The sequence below is a fragment of the Pseudoalteromonas sp. MMG012 genome, from assembly GCF_018100875.1.
Lineage (GTDB): Bacteria > Pseudomonadota > Gammaproteobacteria > Enterobacterales > Alteromonadaceae > Pseudoalteromonas > Pseudoalteromonas aurantia.
Genome location: NZ_JAGJEF010000199.1, coordinates 1 through 998, shown reverse-complemented (window position 1 = coordinate 998; position 998 = coordinate 1). Strand labels below are relative to the sequence as shown.

The following is a 998-nucleotide window of genomic DNA, read 5'->3' as shown; positions in this document are numbered from 1 at the left end:
CGGTGATGAGCAACCATACGCATACTGTGCTGCATGTAGATGATATAAAAGCTAAAAGACTGAGTGATAAAGCGGTTATCATCAGATGGCATAAGCTGTTTAAAGGCACCATACTGTCTCATAAGTACATTCAAGGTGAGCGGCTAGACTCAGCGCAGCAATACTTTTTAAATAAAGACATTGAACAATTTAGAGAACGCTTATCGAGTATCAGTTGGTTTATGCGGGTACTGAATGAAAGCATTGCCCGAAAAGCGAATAAAGAAGATAACTGTACGGGTCGATTTTGGGAAGGCCGTTTTAAATCACAAGCTTTACTTGATGAAGCTGCACTGGCAGCCTGTATGGCGTATGTTGATTTAAACCCAGTTAGAGCCAAAATGGCTGATACACCCGAAACATCAGAGTATACAAGCGTTAAAACCCGCTGTGAACATGCCAAAGAAGGCAAGCAACCTAAACACTTGGCACGTTTTGCAGGTAGCCCCCGAAAGCACATGCCCAAAGGTTTACCTTTTGAATTAAAGTCCTACTTAGAACTTGTAGAGTTGACCGGCCGATGTATGCGAGCAGACAAGCGCGGCGCTATCAACCCTATCAACTCTCCAATTTTAGACAGGCTCAACATTGCCCCAGAAAACTGGTTAAAACTCACCACACAATTTACCAAAGTATTCCATGGCGCAGTAGGGCGACCTCAAAAGCTAGATAATTATTGTGCGAGCCTAGAAATAAAACGGCGCGCTAATTACAAGCAATGTGAAAAGTTACTAGCTTAATTTTAGACCATCAAGATAATCTCTATATAACTAATACAGCATAGCTTGGCGGAGTAGGCGTGCCTTATTGCTGGGCATGAGTTCAGTTTTCCCTATCTTTGAGCTTATCGCACATGTGGTTAATTCAATATCATTAATTAGACGATATTTCAGATTGAACATGGTCTATTCATTTGCATTCATTTTTAAGTGGGTGTCAGTTATCAGCTCAAGTTATCA

Annotated in this window: 1 protein-coding gene; it reads left to right on the top strand. The window is 41.4% G+C overall.

Going from position 1 to position 998, the window contains the following annotated elements; all coding sequences use genetic code 11:
• Positions 1-2 precede the first annotated feature (2 nt).
• Positions 3-779 carry a transposase gene (locus tag J8L97_RS22990; RefSeq protein ID WP_312037213.1) on the top strand — a complete coding sequence of 259 codons (777 nt, stop codon included), beginning with the start codon at positions 3-5 and terminating at the stop codon, positions 777-779.
• The last annotated feature ends 219 nt before the right edge of the window (positions 780-998 follow it).